The sequence below is a fragment of the Pseudoalteromonas sp. SR45-5 genome (assembly GCF_014163565.1).
GTDB classification, from domain to species: Bacteria; Pseudomonadota; Gammaproteobacteria; order Enterobacterales; family Alteromonadaceae; genus Pseudoalteromonas; species Pseudoalteromonas distincta.
On sequence record NZ_JACJDN010000147.1, the window covers coordinates 1 to 7,487 of the forward strand.

At 39.3% G+C, this 7,487-nt stretch carries 8 protein-coding genes; 5 read left to right on the forward strand and 3 right to left on the reverse strand.

What is annotated here, in order from left to right:
- Nucleotides 1–95: 95 nt before the first annotated feature.
- The 3 genes from H5072_RS07685 to H5072_RS07695 all read right to left on the reverse strand — a co-directional run bounded on the left by H5072_RS07685 (nt 96) and on the right by H5072_RS07695 (nt 3,774).
- The gene (locus H5072_RS07685; protein WP_182693176.1) at nt 96–2,351 is read right to left on the reverse strand and encodes an aminotransferase class V-fold PLP-dependent enzyme; all 2,256 of its coding nucleotides are present in this window, start codon (nt 2,349–2,351) and stop codon (nt 96–98) included.
- A gap of 135 nt (nt 2,352–2,486) precedes the next feature.
- Nucleotides 2,487–3,563, reverse strand: coding sequence for an AI-2E family transporter (locus tag H5072_RS07690; RefSeq protein ID WP_024606584.1), 1,077 nt, complete (start codon nt 3,561–3,563; stop codon nt 2,487–2,489).
- The gene (locus H5072_RS07695) at nt 3,556–3,774 is read right to left on the reverse strand and encodes a sulfurtransferase TusA family protein (RefSeq protein ID WP_002961455.1); all 219 of its coding nucleotides are present in this window, start codon (nt 3,772–3,774) and stop codon (nt 3,556–3,558) included. Before H5072_RS07695 ends, H5072_RS07690 begins: the two co-directional genes overlap by 8 nt.
- Before the next feature lie 145 nt (nt 3,775–3,919).
- Between H5072_RS07695 and H5072_RS07700 the strand changes: the two genes are divergently transcribed.
- From H5072_RS07700 to H5072_RS07720, 5 genes are read left to right on the forward strand one after another with little or no spacing between them, the layout of a single operon-like run.
- Complete coding sequence (locus H5072_RS07700; RefSeq protein WP_024597628.1) at nt 3,920–4,585, forward strand: hypothetical protein; 666 nt, start codon at nt 3,920–3,922, stop codon at nt 4,583–4,585.
- Between the two features lies 1 nt (nt 4,586).
- Entirely contained in the window at nt 4,587–6,044 is a 1,458-nt protein-coding gene (locus H5072_RS07705; RefSeq protein WP_039487326.1) for a M48 family metalloprotease, read from the forward strand.
- Between the two features lie 53 nt (nt 6,045–6,097).
- Entirely contained in the window at nt 6,098–6,445 is a 348-nt protein-coding gene (arsC, locus tag H5072_RS07710) for an arsenate reductase (glutaredoxin) (protein ID WP_024595681.1), read from the forward strand.
- Nucleotides 6,445–6,999: an NAD(P)H:quinone oxidoreductase gene (gene wrbA, locus H5072_RS07715; RefSeq protein ID WP_002961459.1), complete on the forward strand. Its 555-nt coding sequence runs from the start codon at nt 6,445–6,447 to the stop codon at nt 6,997–6,999. Before arsC ends, wrbA begins: the two co-directional genes overlap by 1 nt.
- Nucleotides 6,996–7,439: a DUF2069 domain-containing protein gene (locus tag H5072_RS07720; protein WP_024595679.1), complete on the forward strand. Its 444-nt coding sequence runs from the start codon at nt 6,996–6,998 to the stop codon at nt 7,437–7,439. The genes wrbA and H5072_RS07720 overlap by 4 nt, the downstream gene beginning before the upstream one ends.
- Nucleotides 7,440–7,487 lie beyond the last annotated feature (48 nt).

Here is a 7,487-nt window from a genome sequence, read left to right on the forward strand (position 1 = left end):
CACTAATTACTGTAATTGTTTGCCTTGCAAACAAATAAACCTTAAAAACAAAAAATCGGCTCTAAAGCCGATTTTGTATAAATTACAATCTTTGCTTAATTACTAAGCGCTAGCCCACCACTTAGGTTATAAACAGTTTTGTACCCTAGCTGCATTAAATTGCTCGCAGCAATCTTTGAGCGGTTACCACTGCGGCATAATAAAATATAGTTGTTATTTTTACTTAACTGCCCTTCAAATACCGCATTTGCCATTCTGCTAAGCGGTATATTTAATGTTTTTTCATCTAGTGTATTAAATAACTGAGCAACATTATTTGCTCCATGTTCATACGGCTCCCGAGTATCTATTAAATATGCATCGCTGGTGTTTAACATTGCTTTAGCGTCATCAAAATTTAATTGCTGTGTATCAATCTCAGGCAATGCATTTACATAACCACATAATTGCGTGTTATTTACTTGCTTTGAAGCGTCGTACTGCTGCTTTTGTATTGTAAATTCATCAACTGAAATACTGCCGCTTACTAACGCATTGAGTAATGGCGTTTGGTTTTGTTGTACAGCCCAGTTCATGGCAAAACATTGTTGGTAGTCGTGCCCTGAGCAAATAATGCTGGTGCTATTTAGTTGCTCGCTTATTGCTAAAATAGAGCGTGCCATTGCTTTTGCATCCCCACCCGTAAGGGACGTATTGCCAAGTCCTGCAGGCAAAATTAAATCACCACAAAAACAATAACGCGTTTCGCCATTACTATTTTTTAATAAATAACTTACGCTATCTTTGCTGTGCCCAGGTGTCGCTACTTTTTCAAGTACGTCATTTGCTAAGCTAATACTTTCTGCATTTAGTGGCCAACCTAAAGCATCAACCTCACCTTTTACAACTCTTGATGCAAGAACGCTGGTTAATAAATTAGTCGCTGACTCTCGCTCTTGATGCAGATGAGTATTAAGCACCGCTGATATAGTTAAGTTTTGTGTATTGGCTATTTTTTCAAAACGCGGAATAAGCTCAACAATCGGGTCTATTATAACTGCGCGCTTATCATCGCTTACATAAAGCCAACTACATGCTCCTTGGTGCCTAAACTGAGTAAGGCCAAGTGCGCACACCTCTTGTTGTGGTGTAGTGCTATCAGATACAATTAAACAGTTAGCCTGAAGTATTGCTTTAAGAGCGCGAATACGCACACAAGCATCATCAATATCGTGTTGTGTTGCAGCAGGTCCAAACGATAGCCTAATCGCATTTTCACTTTGCCACTTACTTGCACCCATTGCATCTAAAACAAAACTTGTTGATGCGCCCGTACTACAAGCCGAGCCACCACTTACGCGAATGCCCGCAGCATCAAATAAATCAATCACTTCTTTGCTCGTTAAATCGTTTACCGCAAAGTTAAGTGTGGTAGGCACGCTATAAGCAAAATCATGATTGAATGTAATATCGCCAAAGGTGTCTTTTATCGCGCTTTGTAACTGGCTTCGATAAGAGTTAAGTATGCTAATTGGTTTAAATGTATCGTCTGATTTATCAAGTAACATACTAAATAGTTTATTTAACCCTGCAATACCGGGTAGATTTTCGGTGCCTGAGCGCATTCCACTTTCTTGACCGCCACCCGCTATAAAAGGTGTGTACGCACTGCCACTACGAATATATAAAAAGCCAATACCTTTAGGTGCGTAAAGCTTATGCCCCGAAAAAGGAGCGTAATCAATAGTTGTATTACTCAGTGCGAGCGCTTGTTTACCGAGTGCCTGTACGCAATCCACCATCCACGATACATTTTTGTTACGGCTACGGATCACCTGCTCTATAGCGGGTAAATCTTGATATACACCGGTTTCGTTATTAACGGCCATGGTGCAAATCATCAAAGCGTTATTAATATGCTCTGCGATAAAATCTAAATCTAAAATACCGTTACTATCAACCGGAATAGCAAGCACCTCAGCATTAACGTCAAGTACGCTATTCCAATGTTTAAGTGTATTTGGCACCGCTTTATGCTCAGTTGCGCCATATAATAATACAGGGTTTTTAATAGACTGCTTTTTAGCATTAATTAATGTAGAAACCACCGCAGTTTGAATACCCTCCGTTGCACCAGAGGTAAATAGGATATCGCCATTAGTTGCGCCAATAACCGTGCGTGCCTTTTGACGTGTTTGTTCTAATAAATGCTTGGCTTGAATACCTGTGATATGCGGGCTTGAAGGATTACCAAAACATATTTGCATGGTATGAGAAACAACATCAGCAATACAAGGCAACACAGGGGTCGTTGCATTTGCATCAAGGTAAACTTGTTTTACTGGCTCATCGTGCAATAAAAACTCAGACATTAAAAAACGCACCTTATTACTAAAAAATATATCTTATTACCAATAGTACATAAATTTACAGGTAATGAGTAATAATCAATTAGCACTAGAGGTGCGTTTACTATGCTTTTTTAAACTAAAAGTCTGTTTGCTTAACTATTCACTGAGCTCTTTGCTGATCTCTTCGTGCGTTGACGACCAAGCTGTTATTAGCGCTTTTACTAATGAGGCCAACGGGATGGCAAAAAATACACCCCAAAATCCCCATAAGCCACCAAAAAATAATACCGCGACAATTATAAATACCGGATTTAAATCAACTGCCTCAGAAAACAACAGCGGTACAAGTACATTGCCATCAAGCGCTTGAATAATTCCATAAATGATTAAAATGGTCCAAAACTGCGTTTCTAATCCAAACTGAAACAGTGCAACTGCCGCTACCGGAATAGTGACGAGTGCCGCGCCAATAAATGGAATTAATACCGAAAAGCCAACAAGCACACCAAGTAAAGCTGCATAGCGCAAATCTAAAACAGTAAATGCAATGAAAGACACACCACCAACAATTAAAATTTCGAATACTTTACCGCGAATGTAATTCATAATTTGTTGGTTCATTTCGTTCCACACTTGTAAAATCAAGCGCCGTTGCTGCGGGATCAGTTTAGCTATACTCCCTGTCAGCTCCAGCTTATCTTTAAGCATAAAAAACACCAGTAATGGCACAAGTACCAAATATATAAGCCAAGCAACAACATCTTTTAAAGACGTAAGTGAAAACGATAATACCGCTTGACCAAACTCAATAATTTTAGCTTCTACGGTTGCAACAATAGCTTGTACTTGTTCTATATTAATTAAACTTGGGTATTGTTCAGGTAAAGCCATTAAATAAGACTTCCCCTGCTCTAGCATATGCGGTGTTTCTTGCACTAAGTTACTGGTTTGCTTCCAAAGCACTGGGCCAATAACTAAAATAAGAGTGAGCATAATGCTAATAAATATCAACATTACAATAATTGTTGCAGTAAAACGTTTTAAGCCAACACGCTCTAAATGAACAACCGGCCAATCTAGTAAATAAGCGATAACCAGTGCAACAAGCACAGGAACAATTAACGCGCCAAAAAAGTAAAGTAAGGCAACTGATACCAATAATAAAAATAATAAGGTAGACGAATGAGGATCCGAGAACTTCCTTTCGTACCATGTTTTTACGTATTCAAACATGTAATGGCTCCACTAATAACAACCCACGTTGTTTATCAAAATTGTAACTATAAGCATTTTTTTGCAAAAAACGTTCAATGTCGTTCGCACTTTCACCTTTGTTCAGACTAAAAGTGATGCGTTGTTTTGATGACTGTGCACTTCGAAGCGCAAGCTTAAACTGCACAAACTGCTGAGGACACTTAAACTCTTTTAAATCGCGCTCTACCATAACTACTTTATCCGTATAGTAAATGAATAATAAGTCGCATATTTACGGTCTACGTATTTATATACTCAAACCGTTGTAACTTTTTGTTAAAACAATTCCTGCAATAGTTTATCCTTATAACATAACTAGCAGTAAGGATAAGTTAATGCCTGGCACGCATAATAAAGCGCAACTACCAAGTAATCCAACACTCAAAGAGATTAATTGGTTTAAAAAGCAGATTAATTGGGGCGAACTACCTCCTTTTTATCACCTTGTTGCCTCATCAATAAGCGAATCAGAAGGAATTTTAGATCATGGGTTCGACAATGCAGTTAAACAACTTTTAGATAAACGCAATTGGAACTTAGATTTATTAGAAGGCTATGAAGATAACTTAGGTGAAATACATACCAAACATAAGCCACGTATTGCGCTGCACCAAGTGTTTACCGACAGAGGCTTTGAGCTATGGGCACAGCCTTATGCTAAAGATGTTATTGTTGATCAATACATAAAAAACAATCGCTTTATGGAGTTTAGAGTGTGGGACCCACATTCAATGAAAAACTTGATCAGAATAAGTCAGTTACATAAGTTTATTGGCTTTTATTTTGAACGAGGCGACAAAGCAGATAAAGCCATTATTTTACATGCACACAAAGTAGTACATAAAATTATTACTTTTTTGCAGCGAGAATTGAACGTTGTAAAGCTTGATGGAGTCACAATAAAAGAACTATACCAATTGTGCGAAAAAGACAGCCGTGCAAGCAGTGACGAAATAGACATAGCCAAAATTGCAATTGGCGAACAAATTAACAAGGAATAAAATGCAGCTAAAATCAGCATTTATCACTTTATGCAGTGCTGCGCTTACGTTTAGCTTATTAATAAGCGAACCTTTAAAAGCGCAAACCAACTTTACGCTTCCTGACTTAGGAACATCTGCATTACAAGCACTGCCACTCGAAAAAGAACAAGCCATTGGCGAAGTAATGATGATGCAAATACGAGGCTCATCACCAGTAATAAATGACCCAGTGCTTGATGAATACCTCACAACTATTGGCCGTAAACTCGTTGCTAATGCTAATGACGTGCGCTTTCCGTTTTCGTTTTTTTGGATAAACAACTCAGAAATAAATGCCTTCGCCTTTTATGGCGGCCATGTAGGCGTGCATACAGGATTAATAGCTCAAGCCGATAACGAGAGTCAGTTTGCCTCAGTGCTTGGTCACGAAATTGCTCACGTGACACAGCGCCACTTAGCACGAAGAATACAGCAACAACAAGATAACAGCGCGCTGACTATTGCCGGTATGATAGCCGGCATATTAGCAACCGTTGTTGCACCAGATGCGGGTATTGCGATTATATCTGCCAGCCAAACACAATCTGCTTTTAGTCAGTTAACGCATAGTCGCTCAGCCGAGCAAGAAGCTGACCGCATAGGCATGCAAACGCTTAACAATGCAGGCTTTGATGCTCGTGCATCAAGCGAATTTTTAACTAAACTTGCCGCGCAAATTCGTTATAAATATAAACCACCTGCATTTTTACTTACTCACCCATTACCAGAGAGTCGAGTATCTGATGTACGTTTGCGTGCAGAGCAATTTCCTGTGCGTCATATGAGTGCCAGTCTTGAGTTTAATTTAGCTAAAAGCCGCGTGCTTGCGCGCTACGACAACAAACCAGAAAACGCCGAAGACCTATTTAGAAAACGACTACGCGAAAATAGCTATGATAACACCGCTTTAAAGTACGGTTTAGCTATTAGCTTACTTGATCAAAAAAAGCTTGATGAAGCAGCCCCAATACTAGACGAGCTTTTAAAAAACGATCCTAAAAACCTATTTTATATAGATACCCATACCGATTTACTCATCGCGCAAAAAAAGGCAGATGAAGCCGTAAAATTTTTAGCTGATTTAAATCAGTATCGCCCTAATAATCAGGTAATTACGCTTAACTATGCCAACGCAGCACTTGAAGCTGAGCAATATGAACTAGCCGAAAATATTTTGAAGAGTTTTTTACTCGAAAAGCCAGATCATAACCTAGGCAAGCAACTTCTTGCTGATGCGTATAAAAAACAAGATAAATTAGCCTCATATCACGAAGCGAACGCCGATGTATTGGCTCAATACGGTGCTTATTTAAAAGCCGCAGACGAAGTACAAAAAGCACTTAACTTCGTAGAGCCAACCGAACTTGTAAAGCAACAACGTTTAAAAGCACTACTTACCCAGTATCGACTTTTACAAAAAGAGCTTGCAAGACTTTAAGTCTGCAAGCGCTTACCCTAAAATAGACGCAATTCACACTTTGGAATCATTTTATGTCTGTTACTATTTACCACAACCCACGTTGTTCTAAATCACGCGAAACGCTAGCGCTACTGCAAAGTAAAGCGATAGAGCCAAGTGTTGTAGAGTATTTAAAAACCCCTCTTACTCACGAGCAAATCTCAACGCTTGTAATCCAACTTGGTTTTTCATCCGTACGTGAAATGATGCGCACCAAAGAAGATGACTACAAAGCGCTTAATTTGAAAGATGAAACAAATGAGGACGCACTTATTAACGCTATGGTTAAATACCCAAAATTGATTGAACGCCCTATCGTAGTTAATAACAATAAAGCAGCGATTGGTCGTCCACCAGAAAACGTACTAAGCGTTTTATAATGAGTGCAACCATAGTGGTGCTTTATCACTCAAGCCATGGCTCAGTTGAAGCAATGGCTCACGAGATAGCAGAGTCGATAGAGCAACAAGGTGCTAGTGCACTACTTCGCACCTTTGTGGCTAAAAACGCGCACGATATTGTGATCACCAAAGATGATTTAATAAATTGCGATGGTTTAGCATTTGGTACACCAACTCGATTTGGCATGATGGCCTCTCAAGCAAAAAGCTTTTGGGAAACCACCAGCGACTTGTGGCTAAAAGGCCAATTAATCGATAAGCCAGCGTGTGTATTTTCGTCATCAAGTAGCATGCATGGTGGAAATGAAGCAACCTTACTTAACTTATCTTTGCCACTATTACACCACGGTATGATGCTTATGGGCGTGCCATATGATGTGCCCGAACTACTTGCAACACAAACCGGTGGAACACCATACGGTGCAACACACGTCGCTGGCAGCGCTAATAGTGCACAGCTAAGCAAAGACGAAATTAAAATATGCCAAAGCGTTGGTAAACGCCTTACTCACATTGCGAGAAAACTTAAATGACTACAGCTGACAGTCCAGCTAAAAAGCCGATTACGGTAAAATTTCAACGTGCAGCACTATTTGGCTATGTTGGTTTACTTATTCTGATTCCTTTGTGGATGTATTTTGTACCCCCTCTAGATGGTAATACTAGTTGGGTGTCATTGTTTTTTCCTATCATTCCTTTACTGCTGCCGCTAAGAGGCATAATTCAAGACAACACATACACCTATGCGTGGGCTAACTTTATTGTAATGCTTTATTTTATCCACGGTCTTACCATGCTGTGGGCAGCACCAGATGAATTAATTTGGGTGTTGTTAGAACTGGTATTTGCATCATCTATGTTTATTGGTTGTACTTACTACGCAAGACATCGTGGACAAGAACAAGGTTTAAAAATCCGTAAGCTTAAAGAAGAATTAGCTGAAGAAAAAGCAGCAAATGAGCACGGTAAATAAGGCTTAACCATAAACGCTATATACAAAAAAAAACGCGCTTAAATTACT

Bases quoted from the DNA above. Each gene is read 5' to 3' on its own strand.
- H5072_RS07690 (WP_024606584.1), bottom strand. From the start codon at position 3,563: ATGTTTGAATACGTAAAAACATGGTACGAAAGGAAGTTCTCGGATCCT.
- H5072_RS07720 (WP_024595679.1), top strand. From the start codon at position 6,996: ATGACTACAGCTGACAGTCCAGCTAAAAAGCCGATTACGGTAAAATTT.
- arsC (WP_024595681.1), top strand. From the start codon at position 6,098: ATGTCTGTTACTATTTACCACAACCCACGTTGTTCTAAATCACGCGAA.
- H5072_RS07695 (WP_002961455.1), bottom strand. From the start codon at position 3,774: ATGGTAGAGCGCGATTTAAAAGAGTTTAAGTGTCCTCAGCAGTTTGTG.
- H5072_RS07685 (WP_182693176.1), bottom strand. From the start codon at position 2,351: ATGTCTGAGTTTTTATTGCACGATGAGCCAGTAAAACAAGTTTACCTT.
- H5072_RS07705 (WP_039487326.1), top strand. From the start codon at position 4,587: ATGCAGCTAAAATCAGCATTTATCACTTTATGCAGTGCTGCGCTTACG.
- wrbA (WP_002961459.1), top strand. From the start codon at position 6,445: ATGAGTGCAACCATAGTGGTGCTTTATCACTCAAGCCATGGCTCAGTT.
- H5072_RS07700 (WP_024597628.1), top strand. From the start codon at position 3,920: ATGCCTGGCACGCATAATAAAGCGCAACTACCAAGTAATCCAACACTC.